This is a genomic window from Streptomyces sp. AHU1, from assembly GCF_045343905.1.
Lineage (GTDB): Bacteria > Actinomycetota > Actinomycetes > Streptomycetales > Streptomycetaceae > Streptomyces > Streptomyces triticiradicis.
The window spans coordinates 6,909,099-6,926,060 of sequence record NZ_CP174283.1; the positions used below are offsets into that span (position 1 = coordinate 6,909,099).

Consider the following 16,962-nt stretch of genomic DNA (forward strand, 5'->3'; position numbering starts at 1 on the left):
CCTGCCGGTGCCTGCCGGTGCCTGCCGGTGCGGGGCGTGCGGGGAGCCGGGGTGCAGGGTGAGGGGCGTTGCCTCTCGTGGGTCGTCCGGGGCGGCTCGAGCCGGTGGTGTCCGGGGCGGGGCGGTCCGGGCGGAGCGGGGGCGGTGCGCGGGATCACGCTGCCCGCAGTACCTCCGTGATGCTGGTGATCGCCTCCGGGCTCACCCGGCAGCAGCCGCCGATCAGGCGGGCCCCGGCCCGCTCCCATCCGACGACCCGCGCGGCGGCGAACGTGGAACCGCCGGTCCAGGCGCGGGCCGCGGCGTCCCACGTCTCGCCGCTGTTCGGGTAGACCACGACCGGCTTTCCGGTCACGCGCGAGGCCGTGGCGACCGCGGTGTCGGCGTCTTCGGGAGCGCAGCAGTTGACGCCGACCGCGATGACCTCGTCGGCCTCGGCGGCCAGGGCGAAGGCCTCCTCCAGCGGCTGCCCGGCCCGGGTGCGGTCACCGGCCACGCTGTACGACAGCCACGCCGGTACGCCGAGCCCGCGCACCCCCCGCAGCAGCGCCCGCGCCTCGTCCGTGTCCGGGACCGTCTCCAGGGCCAGCACGTCGGGCGCGGCGGCGGCCAGCACCTCCAGGCGCGGCAGGTGGAACCGTTCCAGTTCCGCGACGCTCAGTCCGTACCGCCCCCGGTACTCGGAGCCGTCCGCGAGCATCGCCCCGTACGGGCCCACCGAGGCGGCGACCCACAGCGGCCGCGCGACGCCCCCGGCGTGTGCGCGCCGGGCGGCCTCGCGCGCCGCCCCGACGCTCAGGCGGAGCAGTTCGGCGGCCCGTTCGCGCGGGATGCCACGTCGGGCGAAGCCGTCGAACGTCGCCTGGTAGCTGGAGGTGATCGCCACGTCCGCGCCCGCCTCGTAATAGGCGAGATGCGCCTCGACGATCGCCTCGGGCCGGTCCGCGAGCAGCCGCGCCGACCACAGCGCGTCGCTCAGGTCGTGTCCGGCCGCTTCGAGCTGGTTGGACATGCCCCCGTCGAGCACGACCGTGGCGGAGGACAGCGCGGCGGCGAGGGTGAGGGCGTTGTCGCTGGCCATGCCCCGACGCTAGCCGATGAGGGGTGCCGCACCCCGGCCCCGTCCACCCACCGAGAGGCCGTCCCACCGAACGGGATCCGCCTGCCCGGTGGCACGCCGTCGGGCGCGCGGGCCGCCCCGCCCGGCCGGGGTTCTCGTCCGGCGCGGTCAGCGGGTCGGTAACTGTTGCCTGTCAACTGTGCGTGAGCGTGTTCTTGCGAGGGTGAGGAGTGTGAGCGGTTTCTGCCCTACGAGATCCCGGAGGGAACGAAAGTTCCTTTCTCGAATGCGTGACCTCTACAGATGACGGTCGTTGGGTGGAGTGATGGGCCGGACGGGGCTGGGGGTGAGGACGTGGGTGATCTGCGGTCGGTGGCGACACCGTTCGTGATGCCCGCTCCGTCGGGGGTGACGGTCCGGGATCGGCTCAAGGGCCTCACCACCCAAGACGAGCAGGTGCTGCGGCTGGTCGGCGGCCACCTCGGCTCGCTCGCCGCCCAGGACCTCAAATTGCGGTGTGCGGCCGGTCTGGAGCACGACGGTGACAGTTGGGCGTCGCGTAAGCGGGTGCTGACGGGGTTGTCGTCGTCGAGGTGGGCGGGGTCGTTGACGAAGGCCACGCATGACGTGTGGGCGCTGGCCCGGCGCGGCCAGCAGGCGCACATCCGGCAGCTCGAAGCTGGGGTGAACATGATCCGCCACCGGTTGTCGCTGCCTCTCGGCGAGAAGGGTTCGAAGCGGGCGACGGGTGGTTACCGGAGTCGGCGGGAGTGGCATGCCAAGTCGCGTCGGCTGGGTGTGCTGGAGGACCGGCTGGAGCAGGCGCGGGCCGACTGGGCGGCCGGGCGGGTGCGGGTGGTGCGGGGCGGGAAACGACTACTCAACACTCGCCACCACCTTCAGCAGGCCCGGCTCTCTGAGGAGGCGTGGCGGGCCCGGTGGGAAGCCTCACGCAGGTTCCTGCAGGCGGACGGGGAGTCCGGGAAGCGATACGGCAACGAGACCATCCGCGTCAGTCCCGACGGCCAGGTCGGCATTAAGCTTCCGGCCCCGCTCGTCCACCTGGCCAACGCCCCACACGGCCGCTACGTCCTGTCGGTGCGAGTGTCGTTCGCGCACCGGGGCGAGATGTGGGCCGACCGGGTCGAGGCGAACCGGGCGGTGGCTTACCGCATCCACGAAGACGCCCAGCGCCAGCGCTGGTACCTGACCGCCTCCTGGACCCTCCCACCCGTCCAGGCCGTTCCCTTGGATGCCGTGCGGGCCGGAGGCATGGTCGGGGTGGACACGAACGCGGACCTCCCCCACGCTCGGCTTCGCTCGCGCGGGGGGACCCCCACGGCGGCCTGGCGGCTGGATGTGCACGGCAACCCGGTCGGCGCCCCGCGCCGCTTCGACTACGAACTGTCCGGCACCGCCGATCACCGAGACGCCCAGGTGCGCCACGCCCTGACCCGCCTGCTGCACTGGGCCCGGCGCCATCGGTTGGCCATTGCGGTCGAGGATCTGGACTTCACCGCGGAGACCAGCCGGGAGAAACACGGCCGACGCAAGAAGTTCCGCAAGCTGATCTCCGGCATGCCCGTGGCCCGGCTCCGCGCCCGCCTGATGTCCATGGCGACCGAGCTCGGCATTCCCCTGGTCGCGGTCGACCCCGCCTACACCTCCCGCTGGGGCGCTCAGCACTGGCAGAAACCCCTCACCAGCAAAACCAGGAAGACCACCCGCCACGACGCTGCCGCCGTGGCCATCGGAAGACGCGCCCTGGGGCATCCGATCAGGCGTCGGACGGCACCGCCCCGTACCCACCAGAGCGATGGGTACGGGCATCGGACCGTCCAGGCCCGACCGGAAACCCCAGGACGTGAGGAAACCCGCCCCCGCATCCCCGGACCACGGACACGATCCGTGCCGCCCGGACGCGGAGCGAACGCGGGTGACCAGAACGCCCAGCACCGTCCGGGGCGTTCGGTTGAGCACGGGTTCTGGCAACAGGACTCACTTCCGCTCGGTCCGTAGGAACGGTTGATCAGCATTGTGGTGAGATAGCCCTCGCGTAGCGCGGGTGGAAGAACGGTGCGGGCACTTCGCGGAGTGACAGTTAAGGCATCTTCGTGAAAGTGCTTTCATTTATGAGAAATTGATTGCTGTGTGAATTTCTGCCGCGCTCTGGAAAGCGCTTGCTGTCGTGCGGTACCGTCCTGCCACCGGGTCCGGTCCTTCTGTCGGGGAGCCGCGCACGAGACGCCTCGCCCGGGGCCGGCGCCCGGGGCTCCGGTGCGGGTGGGACGAGCTCCTGGGGCGTTCCGACCGGAACCGGGGCGCCCCAGGTATCCGCCCCGGCCGCCCGCCGGACACCCGGCTCCCGAGACGCCGGGCCCGGCCCGGACAGGAGGACCGCCCGATGCCCGTCGAACCCGCCGAGGACCGCTCCCTCAGCCCGTACACCGGCTTCACCCGCGCCCATTGGGAGGCGGCCGCCGATTCCCTGCTCGCCGCGGTCGCCCCCCACGCGACCGACGACCAGGCCCTCTACCGCTTCCCCGGCGGGCACACGAGCAGCGCGGGCGGGCTCTCCGACGGCCTGGAGGGATACGCCCGCACGCTGCTGCTGGCCGGCTTCCGCCGGGACGAGAAGGTCCTGGAGCGGTACGCGCGGGGCCTGGCCGCCGGAACGGCCGGTGTCTGGCCGCGCGTCGAGGACCGCGGTCAGCCCCTCGTGGAGGCCGCGTCGATCGCGCTCGCGCTCAGGCTGACCAGGCCGCTGCTGTGGGACCGCCTGGACGACGGGGTGCGGCAGCGGGCCGCCGCATGGCTCGGCGACGCGCTGACGGCCGAACCCTGGGCCTGCAACTGGGAGTTGTTCCCGGTGACGGTGGGCGGCTTCCTCGAGGAGATCGGCTACGAGCCCGACGCGTCACGTGCCGCGATCGACCGCGGCCTGGAGCGGATCGAGCAGTGGTATCTCGGCGACGGCTGGTACACCGACGGCCACGGACGGAAGTTCGACTACTACAACGGCTGGGCGATGCACCTCTATCCGGTGCTGCACGCGTGGCTGGCGGACGACGCCCGGCTCCTCGACCTGTACGCGGGCCGCCTGGAGGCCCATCTCGGCGACTACGCCCGGCTGTTCGGCGGCGACGGCGCACCCGTGCTCCAAGGACGCTCCCTCACCTACCGCTTCGCGACCACCGCCCCCCTGTGGCTCGGCGCGCTCACCGGCCGCACCCCCCTGTCCCCGGGCGAGACCCGCCGCCTCGCCTCGGGCGCCCTGCGCTACTTCCTCGACCGGGGCGCGGTGGACGGCGACGGCCTGCTCACCCTCGGCTGGCGCGGTCCCGACGAGGCGTTCCTGCAGCACTATTCCGGCCCCGCCTCGCCGTACTGGGCGAGCAAGGCCTTCGTCGCCCTGCTGCTGCCTCCGGAACACGAGGTCTGGACGGCCCGGGAGGAACCGGGCCCGGCGGAACGCGCCGACGCCGTAACCCCGGTCGGTCCGCCCAACTGGCTGCTGCAGTCGACCCGTTCGGACGGTCTGGTGCGCCTCCACAACCACGGCAGCGAGGACGTCCGTTACGACCCGTACTACACGCGGCTCGCCTACTCGACGGTGACGGAGCCGTCGCCGTCGCCGTCGTACGACAACAGCGTGGTCGTCGGCGCCGACGCGAGCCGTACGCGGATCGTGCCGCTGGGCGTCGGGGAGGGCTGGGCGGCGTCCCGGCACACCGTCTCGGAGGAGGCCGAGGTCGTCTCCCTCGTGGTCGCGCGGGGCGCCGTGGAGGTGCGGGCCCATCTGGTGTCGGGCGCGGGCCCGGGGACGCCGGTACGGGTGACGGGCTGGAACGCGTGCGAGGGCGCGCGCCGCGAACTCCTGCCCGTGCACGGCCTGTCGGGGACGGGCGAGGGCGTCGCCGGGGACGGCCCCTCCCTGTTCGTGGCCCTCGTCCGCCTCACCGCCGACCGGGACCCCCTCCCGCTCGGCGGCCTGGTGTCCGTGCGGGTGACGGCGCCCGAGGACGCGGGGCCGGGAGCGTACGACGTGACGGTGGCCTGGACCGCGGGAGGGACGGCGGGTTTCCGGTTCGACGGCACCGGTGGTGTCGTCCCCCTGGCCGGTGGCGGCGTCACCGGCATTACCTAGAGTTCGGGGTGGGGCGGAAGCGGATCCGCCGGGGCAGGGGGTGTGTCATGGGTGGACCGGACGAGGGCCGGGGCAGCGGAACCGGCGGCGGCCCGGCCGGCGCGGAGCAGATGATCGCGGAGGCGCGGAAGGCGTTCTTCGTGATGTTCGGGTTCCTGGCGGTCGTCTGGTTGGTGCAGCTGGCCAACTACGCCGACCACTATGCCCTCTCGCGGGACTACGGGGTGGTGTCCGGCGATGTCACCACGCTGCCCGACGTCCTCACCGCGCCTTTCCTGCACTGGAGTTGGGCGCACATCGAGAGCAACTCGGGCCCGCTGTTCGTCTTCGGGTTCCTCGCGGCCTACCGGGGCGTGGCCCGTTTCCTCGGGCTGAGTCTGCTGGTCGCGGTGACCAGCGGGCTCGTGGTGTGGTTCTTCGAGCAGGGCGATGCGGACACGGTGGGCGCGAGCGGCCTGGTCTTCGGCTACTTCGGTTATGTCGTGGTCCGCGGGATCTTCGACCGGCATCTGATCGACACCCTGATCGGTGTCGTCATGGCAGCGTCCTTCGCCTACATGCTCACCGTGGCGGTGCCCGGGACCCCGGGGGTGAGCTGGCTCGGCCACCTCGGCGGACTGATCGGCGGCCTGGTAGGAGCCTGGCTCTTCCGCGACCGCCGCCCGCGGACCCTCCCGTCCACCGGCTCCGACGGCGGCACGGGGATCATCACTCGCCGCGCTCCTGCAGCAGGCACCGACAACCCGCGCGCGGACCTGCACAAGGAACTGGGTGATCTGGGGCTCCTCTAGGGTCTGTTGTGAAAGTGCTGGTCGCAGCCACTCGTTGATGACTGCGACCAAGCACGGTCGCCTCGTGACGGACGGCGAGTTTTTCGCATCGGGTCGCCACGGCCCGGTGGCGCTTGAGCCGGTTGATCCCGCACTCCACCGCGTGGCGCTCGTTGTAATCGATCTTGTCGAACTTCGGCGCTCGGCCGCCGCGGGAGCCGTACGCCTTGTCGGCGCGGACCTTGTCCGGCCGGACTCGGGATCGTCGCCGGGAGCGCGTCCCTCGCGGCCACCGGGGCCTCCTCCACCGCTCACCTGATCATCGCAGCCGGTCCGACCCTGGTCCTGGGCGGATCGACGGCCTACGGCGGGCTCGGGCCGCGTCGGTCTCATGGCGGTTCTGTCGGGTCGGCCACCGGCTCCGAGTCGTCGGACCGGTGCGGGAGCGGATCCGTTGAGGGCCCCGCCGATCCTGCCGACCGGCCCCCGGCGCTCCCTGGTGTGCTGTCCGCGGCTCCTGCCCCGAACGCGTGCCGACGCAGTCCGTCGACGTCGGTGACGACGATCCGGGATCTCGTCGGCGAGTCGTCGAGGAGCCCCAGTTTCTGCAGCTCCCTGACGCGCCGTCCGGCCGCCTCCCGGCCCGTTCCCAGCCAGTCGCCCAGATCCTCCTGCGTCACCTCCCTGATCTCGGTCCCGAGGGAAGTGGGTACGCCTTCCGCCTCGGCCAGCCGCAGCAGCAGCCGGCTGAGCCTGAGCCGGGCCGGAGCGCTCGCGACGACGATCCGATGGTGATCCGACTCCTTCAACCGCGTGCACACGGTCATGAACACCTTCCGCAGGATCCCCGGATGCTCTGCGAGCAGCCCCTCGAACGCCTCACGCCCGTACCAGCGGATGTATGTCTGCGTCAGCGCCGTCACGGTCGCGTTCCGGGAGCCGCGGTCCAAGAGGCCCATCTCGCCGATGAGCTCGCCGCCCCGGCGGGTGGCCAGATAGGTCGTGCGATCGTTCTCGCCGTGCCAGAGCACACGGCATCTGCCACTGATGATCACGGCGGCCCGGTCGGCGATGCCGCCCTGCCGGAAAATCGTGTCGCCGGGCTCGAACGGATCCCGCGGGACCCGCCCGGTTCGCTCCATGGCCCTGCGCTCGTCGCCGTCGAGGGTGTCCCAGAACGTCTTGTACCTCACCCCGACAGGGTCTCGAACTCGGGCTGAGTAACGAGGCACTTGCATCCTTTTGATCAACTTGATGCTGCTCTTATATGCCCTGTAGGCACATGAGCAGACAGGTGTGACAGATGCCCGGAGAGCAGCGGCCGTCACAAGGCCAAAACCCGCGCCAGGAACAGGACGCACGCGGCGGACGGAACCAGGTGAACATCCAGTCGGGACGCAACACCACCATCCGCCAGGGCGCGGTCGTGGCCGGTGGTGACGCCCATGTCGGCGATGTCGTGGCCGGGGACAAGATCACCATTGTTCAGAAGGCCAGGCAATGGGCCGTCGCGAATCCCCTGTTGGCCGGCGGTCTGGCAGTCGTCGTCCTGTCCGGTTCGATCTGGACCGGGGTCTCCTTGGGATCCGGGTCCGAGGTCGACCGGTCCGTGGTGAACGAGCCGGGGCTCACCGGCGCCCTCCACACGGTCGAGCAGACCCGGGTCGCCGAACGGCTCGGGGACGCCGCGTCCTGGTGCCACCTCGTGCAGCCCGGCGACGGTGCCTGTGAGAACACCATGGCCTCGTCGTTCGCCACGAAGTCACCGTCGTACCGGGACCGGGTCGACGAGGTCGGGCTCGGCGAGCCCGAGAAGACCGGCACGGGCGCCCAGGTCATGCTCAACTGGCAGGGCCGGAACCAGGGCACCGTACGACTTGTCCGGTCCGGCGGGCGCTGGCAGCTGAACTCCTCCGACTACGGACTGTTGAAGCTCTGCGGCGCCGGAATCTTTCTCTCGCTGGTCGACGCGAGAAGCCAGGAACTGAAGTGCGGCATGTTCCAGATTCCGACGTCGTAGCACCTGGTCGCCCTGGAGGCCGCCTCAGGCGCGCCCACGCGGTCGACGCCGGTACGGCGGCCTGCCGTTGCGCCGTCGGCCGACGCCCCCCTCACAGAAAGCGGCTCCCGTCGTGATCACCCATGCCCAGCAGGCCCACTTGCTCTTTGCCGACATCAAGGGGTTCAGCTCGCGCAGCGACCGTGACCAGTTGCGCAGCCGGGAGGACCTCTATGCCGAGTTGTGCTCGGCGTTCACCGACGAACTGTGGCAGCTGTGCCCCCATGAGGACCGGGGAGACGGTGTGCTGGTCGTCGTGCCGCCGGCCCTGCCGGTGGAGACCCTGTTCACCGATGTGCTTCCCCGGCTGGAACGCGGGCTGGGCGGGAGACGGCGCAGCGACCCGCTGCTCCGGCTGAGGATCGCCGTACACGCCGGTGCGGTACATCGCGACAGTCACGGCTTCGCCGGGAACGCGGTCAACCACGTCTTCCGGCTCTGCGACGGGGAACCGTTGCGGCAGGCGATCGACGAGGCCGCGAGCGACACGGCACTCCTGGTGTCCGGGGTGGTCCACGACTCGGTGGTGCGTGCGGGGCTTCCGGGGGTGGAACCCACGACGTTCCACGCTGTCGCGTTTCAGGTCAAGGAGACCCACGCCAGGGCCTGGCTGCATGTGGCCGGGGACAACGCCTGCGCGCTGCGGATCGCCCAGGAGTCGGCGTCCGGGACGGACGACGGACGAGACGAGGACAAGCGCGGCGGAGTGTCCGTCAGCGCGGGTCGCAGCGTGCACATGGACGGCGCGGTCGTGGCGGGCGGTGACGCCCACGTGAGTGTGCCGTCCGCCCCGCGCTCCCGCTGGTGGCGCGGCACGCGGTGACGGACGCCGCGCCGGTCGGTCACCGCGCCGGTCGGCCCGGCCGCAGGCACGAGAAGAAACCGGCAGAAGCACGGAAGGAAGAAGCGAATGATGAACCACGCCATGGCCGCACGGCGTATCGCTGTGGCAGTGGCGGCCGTCGGGCTGTTCACGGTGACCACCACCGCGTGTGCTACGGGGCCGACGTCCAGGAAGGAGGTCTGCGACCGGTACGACTCCCTGGGCGATCGGATCGGGATCGGCGGCGTTTTCGGCAACCCGGTGTTCTGGGCTGCGGGCGAGCTCGCGGACGTGGCCGACCGCTACGAGGGGCCGGAAGACCTTTCGGCCGACGCGGAACGGCTGGACACCATCTCGGACTCCGACGAGACCTCCGTCCCGGAGCTGAGCCAGGCCACGGGGAACATCGCCACTCTCTGCGGCCATCCGCTCGGGCTCGGCTCGACTCTCCCCTCCACTTGAGCCGCCGCGGATCCATTTGATGTGCCAGTGCCGGGAACCGGTGACCGTTTCGATCCCGGCAGGAATCGATCAGTGAGGACAGTAATCAGTTGAGCGTCGAAAAAGTATTGATGGGTGCGGGTACGGCTCTCTTCGTGGTCATGGCCGTGCTGCTGAGGGTGGGCACGACAAGCCCGGGCCTCTTCATCACGTACGGGGTGCTCGCGGTGCTCGGCGCCTGCTTAGCACTCGCGGGCAAGAAGCTGCGCGACCAGAGTCGTAACCGGTGAACGAGACGTCACCCGGCGCACCGGACGGAATCCCCGGGGTGCTGATGGGCGTACTGGTGCTGGCGGCCCTGGTCGTCCTGGCCATTCTGTGGGCGAAGCTGAAAGACTACGCCCGCTCGAAGGCCAAGCAGCACCTTTTCGCCCGGCGTGACCACCGGGAGGGGAGGCAACTGGTCGCCGAGGAACTGCACTTCACCCTGGCGGCCGGCACGAGGGACATCCGGGACGCCGTCCTGTCGTCCGTACGGCTCGCTCCGCGATGCCCGGCCGTCATGGCCGACGCCTACGTCCTGGAGGCGACGGACACCGAGATCGTTGTCGCGTACGGCAGCGCTCTCTCACGGCGGAACTTCACCGCGTCCCTCGAACTGCGCTCATCCGGAGCCTTCGGCACGAGCGATCGACAGCCGGAGTCCCGAAGGGTGGACGTCGTGTGGGGCATCCGTACCTGGACACTGTCCGACGGTGTCACGGACGGTGTGAGCGTCATGCGCCGCCTGCGCGAGGATGTCGAGGCAGCGCTCCGGAATCTCGACCCGGGCCTCCACCGCACCGTTCGACAAGGACGGTCCCAAGCCCCTCGTGGCGATGGGAGGTGATGGCAGGCCGCTCCGACCGGTTCACCGATCGGTGAACCGGTCCCGTTCCTTCGACCTGCCGAGAAGGCGTGCGACCGAGTATCGTCCGGGCCGGGCCGGACCCTCCCGCCGTTGGCGTTCCCACATGACCGATGTGCAGAGGGAAGATCCCGCCGATGCCGTGGGAAGGTGTCACGACTTCCGTCGCCACTCCGGCGCCGTGAACCCGCCGGGCAGATGCTGATCGCCTCCCACGTTCACCGGTACGGCTCCCCGCTCGCTGTTCGGCATCCTGGGCCGAACGCAGACGAGAGGTGTGATGCTCGGCAGACCAACCGGGAACCGGCCCGCAAGCTCGGCATCGCTCCGTCGACCTGCTTGGAACAGGTGCGGGCCCTGCGTGATCACGGGCTGTCCGCGGCCGTCGACCAGCTGCACTCCTTCCCGCTGGCCCGCTTCGGCAGGAGACGCGAGATCGTCACCTTCCGCAGCTCGGTGATCTACCAGCATCTGGGCAACCCGGTGACGAGCCCGCTCGGACCCGCCGGCACACCGTGAAGGGTGTGGGTCAGCCGTGGGCCTCGTCCTCGGCGCGCGGCCAGTTCTCCAGGGCCACGTGCAGGGCGTCCAGCGCGTGCCTCCAGGACGTCTCCACCGGGCGGGGAGCGCCGAACCCGCCGATGGCCTCGAGGGCGCAGTAGCCGTGGAAGGTGCTGCGCAACAGGCGTACGGCGTCTGTCAGATCGGGCTCGGACAGCCCGTAGGCGCGGAGCATTCCGTGGGTGACCTCGGTGGTGACCTCGGCCGTGCGCCGGTATTCCGCCCGCTCCGCGACCAGCGCGGGGTCGAGCTGCGTGTGGGTGGCCCGGTAGCGGCCGGGCCGCTCCAGCGCATAGGCCCGGTAGGCGTCGGCGAAGGCGACGAGCGCGTCCTTGCCGGCCCGTCCGGCCACGGCGGTGGCGATCCTGTCGATCATCTCGCCGGACGCGAGCAGCGCGATGCGCTCGCGCAGCTCCCGGACGTTCCTCACGTGCGCGTACATGCTCGCGTCCTTCACCCCGAACTGCCGGGCGAGCGCGGCCACGGTGACGTTCTCGAAGCCGATCTCGTCCGCGAGATCGGCCGCCGCCAGCACGACCCGCTCGGTCGTGAGTCCGGCACGAGCCATGAGGACCACCTTTTCGCCACGGAACATTTCCTGGGAGACCCAGGCGGAAGCCTAGTCCCCGCTGGCCGTCGACTCGGCGGAATCCATGACGCAACGGACATGCCGAACAGCAACACGCCTACGGAAATGGCCAGTTGACCGATTCAGGTCGTCCCGCGAACACGAGGGGGCCGCCCGCCGTTCATGCTCCGCCCCGAATCTCCTCATGACGCGCCCGCAGGGGCGGGGCTGGACTCAGGAGGCGGTCATGGGGCACACGCACGGACACGAGCACGGGCACCACCATCACGGCGACGAGGGCACGGGCACCGCGCTGCCCGCCGCCTTCGACACCACCGTGCCCGACGAGGCCCTCACCCCCGAGCAGCGGTCGCGCCGCTCGCTGCTGCGCCGCGCGGGCCTGCTCGGCGCCGGCCTCGCCGCCGGGAGCGTCCTCGCGCAGGGGGCTGCCACCCCCGCGTACGCCTCCACGGGCGGCCGGAGAAAGAACGGCTTCCTGTGGCTGTCCGGCGACCACCACATCCACACCCAGTACAGCAGCGACGGCAAGTACCGCGTCCGCGACCAGGTCCGCCAGGGCGCCGCGCACGGCCTGGACTGGATGGTCATCACCGACCACGGCAGCGACACCCACGCGAGGATCGGCGTCGACAAGGTCAACCCGGACATCCGGGAGGCCCGGGACGCCTACGAGGACACCCTCGTCTTCCAGGGCCTCGAATGGAACATCCCGGCCGCCGAGCACGGCACGGTGTTCGTGCACCCGGGCCGCAACGAGGTCGCCGTCCTCAAGCAGTTCGAGACCGACTACGACGGCAGCGTCAAGGGCGCCGGCGACTCGACGCCCGCCAACGAGGCCCTCGCGATCGCCGGTCTCGACTTCCTCGCCGAGCAGGTCCGGCGGCGCCGCGTCAAGGACATCCTGATGCTGGCCAACCACCCCGCCCGCAAGGGCCTCGACTCCCCGCACGAGATCCGCGCCTGGCGCGACGCGACCCCCGCGTCCCACCGGATCGCCGTCGGTTTCGAGGGCGCCCCGGGCCACCAGGCCGGCGGCATCGAGAAGACGTACGGCATGGGCTCCGCGCGCGGTCTGTACGACAACAGCCCGAGCGCCAACTCCTTCGCCGGCTACCCGCTGGAGAGCTACCGCACCTGGGGCGGCTTCGACTGGATGACCGCCACCGTCGGCGGCCTGTGGGACAGCCTCCTCGCCGAGGGCAAGCCCTGGTGGATCACCGCCAACTCCGACTCCCACCAGGTCTACACGGACACCGCCGTACGCGGTGGACCGGACAGCGACTTCAACCTCAACGGCCGTCACACGGACCCGGTCTACGGCGGGAAGATCGACACCACCCAGGGCGACTACTGGCCCGGCCAGTACAGCCGTACCCACGTCGGCTCCGACGGGTTCTCCTACGCCGCCGTGATGGACGGCATCCGCGCCGGCCGGATCTGGGTCGACCACGGGCAGCTCATCAGCGGTCTCGACGCGCGGGTCTCCGGCGGCGGCCGCTGGGCAACCCTCGGCGGCGCGCTGCACGTGCGCAAGGGCACCCGGGTCACCCTGACCGTGGACCTCGGACTGGCCGGCGGCCCCAACTGGGCCGGTTTCGTGACCAAGCTGGCGCGTGTCGACGTCATCCAGGGCGATGTGACGGGCGCGGTCTCCGACCGGGACACGTTCACCGCCCCCACCGCGCGGGTCGCCAAGTCCTACGAGGTGAACAAGTCCTCCGGCACGGTCCGCCTCACCTACGACCTCGGCGCCGTCGACCGTCCGGTGTACGTCCGGCTGCGCGGCACCGACGGCAACCGTTCCGCCGTCGGCCTCAGGGGCGCGTCGGTCGACCCGGCGGGTCCGGCCGTGGACGTCGTCGGCGACGCCGACCCGTGGAAGGACCTGTGGTTCTACTCCAACCCGGTGTGGGTCCTCCCGTCGTGACCGAGCGGTACGTCGTCGGAGTCGACACCGGTCACACGGGAACCCTCCGGGAGGCCGACCACCTGCTGCGGGTGCTCGCCGCGGAGCTCGGCCTGGACGCGGACGCGGTGGGCTGCACGCACCACGTACGGGACGGGCGGCGGCCGCACACGGCGCTGTCCTTCGCCCTGCCGTCGGAGCGGGCGGCCCGTGCGGTGTGGCGCCGGCTCACGGAGAACGCCTCCGGTGCGTCCGGCACCGTCCTCGGCGCCGGTGCCGGTGCCGGTGAGGGCGAGGGCGAGGGCGAGGGTGGTGCGGTGGGGGCCGGTCCTGACGCCGGGTCCGGCACCCTCCCGGGTGTCGCCTTCGGCGAGGAGCGGCACGGGCCCGGCGAGCTCGCGGCCGGAGCCGCCCACGCCGCCGCCGAGCACGGGACGCGCACGGGCGGCCGTGCCGTCCTGTACCCGGGGTCCGACGCCGTCACCGGCATCCTGACCGTCGGGCGGCTGCTGGAGGTCTCGGCGGTGGACCGGGTCGCCGTGCTCGGCTCGCCCGAAGGGGCCCCCTCGGAGGCGGAGCTGGTCACCCGCGACCACGTGCGCCCGGAGTGGCGCGAGGGCCGTCTCGTCCTCGCGGCGATGCCGGCCGCCGGGGGCACCCTGGTGCCCTTCGAGGTGCCGGATCCGACACCCTGCTGCGCCGGTCACTGACGGTGCGGCCGGACGGCTGGGGAGAGCCGTCCGGCCGCACCGCGGGACGCGGGCCTCAGTCCGTGATCTCGGAGAACACGAACGAGAACTCCGCGGGAGCGGGCCACAGCTGATACCGCGGAAGGACGCCGGGACCGCACGACTGCGAACCGATGCCCTGCTGGCCGTGGTCGAGGTTGACCCAGACCGTGTCGCCGGGGCGCAGATCCGCCCGGTGCTCCGCCGCGTCCAACTGCTCGGTCGTCCAGCGGCGCGCGGTGAACCAGAAGGCCGGGTCGCCCTCGATCCGCAGTCCGCCGATCTCGGCCCGGTGGACACCGGGCCGGGCGCCGTTCTCCTGCGGACGCACGTACGGCGTCTGCAGGGCGTCCACCGTCGACTCCCAACGCCCGTACGCACAGGCCGATCCGGTGTCGGGGTATCCCTCCCCGGGGCCGCCGCCGAGCCAGGTCACCCGGTCGGCGGAGGCCGCGAGCCCGAGCCGGACGCCGAGCCGGGGCAGGGGCAGCGTCCACCGGCCCTCCGGCGTCACGGACACGGTCAGCCGCAGCCGCGTGCCGTCGGAGGTCCAGCGGTACACCGTGCGCAGGCCCACGTCCCGGGCCGCGGGCGCCACCCGGGTGCGTACGGTCAGGGAGTCGTCGCCCGCCTCCACCGCGTCCGGGCGGTGCCGCATCCGGTGCAGGCCCAGCGCCCGCCAGAGCGGACCGTGCCGGGCGTCCGACTGCCAGTGCGCGCCGTTGTCGTTGTCGGTCGGGGCGCGCCACACGTCGAGGCGCGGGCCGGTGACCTCGACCCCGCCGACGGCCAGCAGCACACCGGTGCGGGCGTCGAAGGTTCCCGGCCCGAGGGTGATCACCCGCTCGCCGGTGACCGGAGGCGCGGAGGCCGTGACGGACGGCGGCACCGGTTCCGCCACGGGGAGTTGGGCCCAGGCGACGACATGGCCGCGCGGTGCCCAGGCCGTGTCGTCGGCCAGCACCGCCCGGACCGTCCACCGGGCTCCCGCGTCCCCGGGGTCCACGGGCGGTGCGGGCAGTTTGACGTCGGCCGTCCCGCCCGGCGCCAGCGCGGGCACCGCGAGCGGGCCCGACCCGACGTTTTCGCCGTCCACCTGGTACGACCACTCGAAGGCCAGGTGGGAGAGGTCCGCGAAGTCGTACCCGTTGGTGACGCGCACGGTGCCGTCCCAGTTGGCGGCCTCCCGGCGCTCACCGGGCGGGGAGAAGGAGTCCCCGCCGTCGATGCGGACGGGCTCGATCACCTTCTTGTACTCGACGAGACCGGGGGACGGCGTCCGGTCCGGGAGGAGGAGCCCGTCGCAGACGAAGTTCCCGTCGTGCAGTTCCTCGCCGAAGTCCCCTCCGTACGCGAACCCGTGGCGCTCGTCCTCGATGCCGTGGTCGATCCACTCCCAGACGAACCCGCCCTGCAGCCGGTCGTACGAGGTGAACAGGCGCTGGTAGTCGGCGAGGCCGCCGGGGCCGTTGCCCATGGCGTGCCCGTACTCGCACAGGATGAACGGCAGTCGACGCCTCTTCAGTCCTCCGCCGTCCTGGTGCCGGCCGATCCGTTCGACCTCGGCGTGATCGGTGTACATGCGTGAATAGACGTCCGTGTCACGGCAGTCGTGGTCGCCCTCGTAGTGGATGAGCCGTGAGGTGTCGCGGGCGCGGATCCACTCGGCCATCGCGGTCAGGCCGCGCCCGGTGCCGGCCTCGTTGCCGAGGGACCACAGGACGACGGACGGATGGTTCTTGTCGCGTTCGACCGTGCGCGCGGCCCGGTCGAGCAGCGCGGGTGTCCAGTGGGGGTCGTCGGCGGGGTTGTCCCGCCAGGCCTGTTCGGTGAAGCCGTGGGTCTCCAGGTCGCACTCGTCGACGACCCACAGGCCGTAGGTGTCGCACAGGTCGAGGAAGGCGGGGTGGGGCGGGTAGTGGGAGGTGCGCACGGCGTTGATGTTGTGCCGCTTCATCAGCAGCACGTCCGCGAGCATGGTCTCCGGGTCGAGGGCGCGGCCCTTGCGCGGATGCCATTCGTGCCGGTTGACGCCTTTGAAGAGGACGGCCGTCCCGTTCACCTTGATCAGGCCGTCGTGGAGCTCGACCGTGCGGAAGCCGATGCGCAGGGGGACGCGCTCGCCCTCGGTGACCAGTTCGCCGTCGTAGAGCAGGGGCGTCTCGGCCGTCCACGGCAGCACCGGCAGCGTCACCGGTGTCCCGGTCGCGACATCGATGTCCAGGCCGGGGACGAGGACCCGTCCGTCGACGTCGGAGTCGACGCGCAGGGTGCCGAGGCCCTCCCGGTGGTCGTACGAGGCGTGCACGAAGAAGTCGAGCGCGCTGCCCGGCGGCCGGTGCAGCAGGGTGACGTCGCGGAAGATGCCCGGCAGCCACCACTGGTCCTGGTCCTCCAGGTAGGAGCCCGCCGACCACTGGTGCACCCGGACCGCGAGCACGTTGCCGCCCGGCCTCAGCAGATGGCCCACGGCGAACTCGTGCGGCAGCCGCGAGCCCTGGAACGTGCCGAGGTCCGTGCCGTTCAGCCAGACCCGGGCGCAGGACTCGACCCCGTCGAAGCGCAGGACCGTACCGCCGTCCGCGGGCCAGTCCGGCGGCAGCTCGAAGCGGCGCAGGTGGTCGCCGGTCGGGTTCTCGGCCGGTACGCGCGGCGGGTCGACCGGGAACGGATAGAGGTGGTTGGTGTAGGACGGCGATCCGTGGCCCTGCAGCACCCAGTGGCCGGGGACCTGGACCTCGGCCCAGCCCCCGGGTTCGTACCCCTCGGCCGCGAAGGAGTCGTCCTCGGCGTCGGCGGTGGGCGAGAGCCGGAAGTCCCAGCGGCCGTTCAGGGAGAGGGACCGGGCGTCGGAGACCGCGTACCAGGCGCGGGGCGGAAGGACGCCGCCGCCGGGGGAGACGTCCTCGACGTGGTCGGCGGGGGAAGGGGGAGAGGCCGGTGTTCCGGGAGAGGTGCGGAAAGACATGCG

15 protein-coding genes are annotated in these 16,962 nt (G+C 71.7%); 11 read left to right on the top strand and 4 right to left on the bottom strand.

Annotated features, from left to right (window positions below; genetic code table 11):
- Window positions 1–154 precede the first annotated feature (154 nt).
- Window positions 155–1,081: a homocysteine S-methyltransferase gene (gene mmuM, locus ACICHK_RS30660; protein WP_406839396.1), complete on the bottom strand. Its 927-nt coding sequence runs from the start codon at window positions 1,079–1,081 to the stop codon at window positions 155–157.
- 333 nt (window positions 1,082–1,414) lie between these two features.
- On the opposite strand from mmuM, the gene ACICHK_RS30665 reads away from it, so the two are divergent.
- From ACICHK_RS30665 to ACICHK_RS30675, 3 genes are all read left to right on the top strand, one after another.
- A complete protein-coding gene (locus ACICHK_RS30665) occupies window positions 1,415–3,079 on the top strand; it encodes an IS200/IS605 family accessory protein TnpB-related protein (RefSeq protein WP_406839397.1) in 1,665 nt (554 codons plus the stop codon).
- 385 nt (window positions 3,080–3,464) lie between these two features.
- A complete protein-coding gene (locus ACICHK_RS30670; RefSeq protein ID WP_406839398.1) occupies window positions 3,465–5,207 on the top strand; it encodes a DUF2264 domain-containing protein in 1,743 nt (580 codons plus the stop codon).
- Window positions 5,208–5,254: 47 nt separating this feature from the next.
- Window positions 5,255–5,998, top strand: coding sequence for a rhomboid family intramembrane serine protease (locus ACICHK_RS30675; protein ID WP_406839399.1), 744 nt, complete (start codon window positions 5,255–5,257; stop codon window positions 5,996–5,998).
- Window positions 5,999–6,366: 368 nt separating this feature from the next.
- Here ACICHK_RS30675 and ACICHK_RS30680 read toward each other — a convergent pair whose 3' ends face one another.
- Window positions 6,367–7,170 (bottom strand): Crp/Fnr family transcriptional regulator, encoded by an 804-nt coding sequence (locus ACICHK_RS30680; RefSeq protein WP_406839400.1) that lies wholly within the window; start codon window positions 7,168–7,170, stop codon window positions 6,367–6,369.
- 185 nt (window positions 7,171–7,355) lie between these two features.
- Here ACICHK_RS30680 and ACICHK_RS30685 point away from each other — a divergent pair, with 185 nt between their 5' ends.
- The 6 genes from ACICHK_RS30685 (at window position 7,356) to ACICHK_RS30710 (ending at window position 10,726) form a co-directional block, all read left to right on the top strand.
- Complete coding sequence (locus tag ACICHK_RS30685) at window positions 7,356–7,997, top strand: hypothetical protein (protein WP_225860895.1); 642 nt, start codon at window positions 7,356–7,358, stop codon at window positions 7,995–7,997.
- A gap of 112 nt (window positions 7,998–8,109) precedes the next feature.
- The gene (locus tag ACICHK_RS30690) at window positions 8,110–8,859 is read left to right on the top strand and encodes an adenylate/guanylate cyclase (protein WP_406839401.1); all 750 of its coding nucleotides are present in this window, start codon (window positions 8,110–8,112) and stop codon (window positions 8,857–8,859) included.
- 87 nt (window positions 8,860–8,946) lie between these two features.
- Complete coding sequence (locus ACICHK_RS30695; RefSeq protein WP_406839402.1) at window positions 8,947–9,321, top strand: molybdenum ABC transporter substrate-binding protein; 375 nt, start codon at window positions 8,947–8,949, stop codon at window positions 9,319–9,321.
- 89 nt (window positions 9,322–9,410) lie between these two features.
- Window positions 9,411–9,590 carry a hypothetical protein gene (locus ACICHK_RS30700; protein ID WP_406839403.1) on the top strand — a complete coding sequence of 60 codons (180 nt, stop codon included), beginning with the start codon at window positions 9,411–9,413 and terminating at the stop codon, window positions 9,588–9,590.
- On the top strand, window positions 9,587–10,189 hold the full coding sequence (locus ACICHK_RS30705; protein WP_406839404.1) for a hypothetical protein: 603 nt from the start codon (window positions 9,587–9,589) through the stop codon (window positions 10,187–10,189). The genes ACICHK_RS30700 and ACICHK_RS30705 overlap by 4 nt, the downstream gene beginning before the upstream one ends.
- Before the next feature lie 216 nt (window positions 10,190–10,405).
- Window positions 10,406–10,726, top strand: coding sequence for a winged helix-turn-helix transcriptional regulator (locus ACICHK_RS30710; RefSeq protein WP_406839405.1), 321 nt, complete (start codon window positions 10,406–10,408; stop codon window positions 10,724–10,726).
- Between the two features lie 10 nt (window positions 10,727–10,736).
- Here the strand turns inward: ACICHK_RS30710 and ACICHK_RS30715 are convergent, their stop codons facing one another.
- Window positions 10,737–11,336 (bottom strand): TetR/AcrR family transcriptional regulator, encoded by a 600-nt coding sequence (locus ACICHK_RS30715; RefSeq protein WP_406839406.1) that lies wholly within the window; start codon window positions 11,334–11,336, stop codon window positions 10,737–10,739.
- Window positions 11,337–11,583: 247 nt separating this feature from the next.
- On the opposite strand from ACICHK_RS30715, the gene ACICHK_RS30720 reads away from it, so the two are divergent.
- Both ACICHK_RS30720 and ACICHK_RS30725 read left to right on the top strand, forming a co-directional pair.
- A complete protein-coding gene (locus ACICHK_RS30720) occupies window positions 11,584–13,284 on the top strand; it encodes a PHP domain-containing protein (RefSeq protein ID WP_406839407.1) in 1,701 nt (566 codons plus the stop codon).
- Window positions 13,281–13,973, top strand: coding sequence for a hypothetical protein (locus ACICHK_RS30725; RefSeq protein WP_406839408.1), 693 nt, complete (start codon window positions 13,281–13,283; stop codon window positions 13,971–13,973). The genes ACICHK_RS30720 and ACICHK_RS30725 overlap by 4 nt, the downstream gene beginning before the upstream one ends.
- 55 nt (window positions 13,974–14,028) lie before the next feature.
- Here ACICHK_RS30725 and ACICHK_RS30730 read toward each other — a convergent pair whose 3' ends face one another.
- Entirely contained in the window at window positions 14,029–16,959 is a 2,931-nt protein-coding gene (locus tag ACICHK_RS30730) for a glycoside hydrolase family 2 TIM barrel-domain containing protein (protein WP_406839409.1), read from the bottom strand.
- Window positions 16,960–16,962: the final 3 nt, after the last annotated feature.

Bases quoted from the DNA above. Each gene is read 5' to 3' on its own strand.
- ACICHK_RS30710 (WP_406839405.1), top strand. From the start codon at position 10,406: ATGCTGATCGCCTCCCACGTTCACCGGTACGGCTCCCCGCTCGCTGTT.
- ACICHK_RS30715 (WP_406839406.1), bottom strand. From the start codon at position 11,336: ATGGCTCGTGCCGGACTCACGACCGAGCGGGTCGTGCTGGCGGCGGCC.
- ACICHK_RS30730 (WP_406839409.1), bottom strand. From the start codon at position 16,959: ATGTCTTTCCGCACCTCTCCCGGAACACCGGCCTCTCCCCCTTCCCCC.
- ACICHK_RS30720 (WP_406839407.1), top strand. From the start codon at position 11,584: ATGGGGCACACGCACGGACACGAGCACGGGCACCACCATCACGGCGAC.
- mmuM (WP_406839396.1), bottom strand. From the start codon at position 1,081: ATGGCCAGCGACAACGCCCTCACCCTCGCCGCCGCGCTGTCCTCCGCC.
- ACICHK_RS30695 (WP_406839402.1), top strand. From the start codon at position 8,947: ATGATGAACCACGCCATGGCCGCACGGCGTATCGCTGTGGCAGTGGCG.
- ACICHK_RS30670 (WP_406839398.1), top strand. From the start codon at position 3,465: ATGCCCGTCGAACCCGCCGAGGACCGCTCCCTCAGCCCGTACACCGGC.
- ACICHK_RS30675 (WP_406839399.1), top strand. From the start codon at position 5,255: ATGGGTGGACCGGACGAGGGCCGGGGCAGCGGAACCGGCGGCGGCCCG.